Annotated in this window: 1 protein-coding gene and 1 pseudogene; both read left to right on the forward strand. The window is 72.5% G+C overall.

The window, feature by feature from the left end:
• On the forward strand, positions 1 to 408 hold a 408-nt coding region (locus tag AB0M27_RS47955; protein ID WP_365732482.1), incomplete at its 5' end, for a M50 family metallopeptidase.
• 136 nt (positions 409 to 544) lie between these two features.
• Positions 545 to 1256 (forward strand): annotated as a pseudogene (locus tag AB0M27_RS47960) (3-phosphoshikimate 1-carboxyvinyltransferase); the annotation flags it as partial.

Genomic DNA, 1256 nt, shown 5'->3' on the forward strand with positions numbered 1-1256 from the left:
CTGCAACCCCAGGGAGCGATGTGTCCCGCCGTCTCTTCACCTCGGAATCCGGCGCTGCTGCTGTGGGTCGCGACCGCGCTGCTGGCCGCGATGCTGGTCATGATCCGCAATGTGTACGGGGCGCTCACCGTCATCCTGACGGGCACCGCCTTCCTGCTGGTGTCCTGGCTGACCTCGTCGGACGTGCAGTCGGCGTTCGCGTACGCGGTGGTCTGGTTCCTGCTGCTGGGCGGGGTGCGGCCGCCCTTCGAGCTGCAGTCCAAGCGGCGCTACGGCGGTGCCCCGGACTCGGACGCGGACCAGCTGGCCCGGCTGACCCACGCCCCGGCGGCGCTCTGGCTCTTCCTCTTCCACGCGGTGTCGCTCTGCTCGCTGATCGGCGGCGGGCGCTGGCTGCTGGGCTGGTGAGTCCGCTCCGGCCCGGAGGGATCCGTTCCGGTCCGGACCATTGTTTCTCCGCGCGTCACCCTTGTTTCGTTACGCGTCGTTTTCCGGCCCTTTGCCGCTGGTCCCGGTTGTGCGCGGAACCACTAAAGTGTTGGCCATGACCGAGAGTCCCGTGCACCCCGCCCTCTGGCCCGCACCTCACGCGAGTGGAGCCGTCGACGCGACCGTCACCGTGCCCGGATCGAAATCGGTCACCAATCGGGCGCTGGTCCTGGCTTCGCTGGCCTCCGAGCCGGGCTGGCTCCGCCGCCCGCTGCGCTCCCGCGACACCCTGCTGATGGCCGAGGCGCTGCGCGCGATGGGCGTGGGCATCGAGGAGACCGTCTCCTCCTCGTCCGCGACCAGCCCGTCCGCCGCCGCCTCCCCGGACAGCACCGGCGAGGCCTGGCGGGTCATCCCTGCGGGGCTGCACGGCCCGGTCACCGTCGACGTCGGCAACGCCGGCACCGTCATGCGCTTCCTGCCGCCCGTCGCCACCCTCGCCGACGGCCCGATCCGGTTCGACGGCGACCCCCGCTCGTACGAACGCCCCCTGACCGGCGTGATCGAGGGGCTGCGGGCGCTGGGCGCGCGGATCGACGACGACGGGCGCGGCGCGCTGCCGCTGACCGTGCACGGCGGCGGGGCGCTGGAGGGCGGCCCGGTCGCGATCGACGCCTCGTCGTCCTCGCAGTTCGTCTCGGCGCTGCTGCTGTCGGGGCCGCGGTTCAACCAGGGCGTGGAGGTCCGGCACACCGGCTCCGTCCTGCCCTCGATGCCGCACATCCGGATGACCGTCGACATGCTGCGGGCCGTGGGCGCGCAGGTGG

Source organism: Streptomyces sp. NPDC052107 (genome assembly GCF_040680215.1).
Lineage (GTDB): Bacteria > Actinomycetota > Actinomycetes > Streptomycetales > Streptomycetaceae > Streptomyces.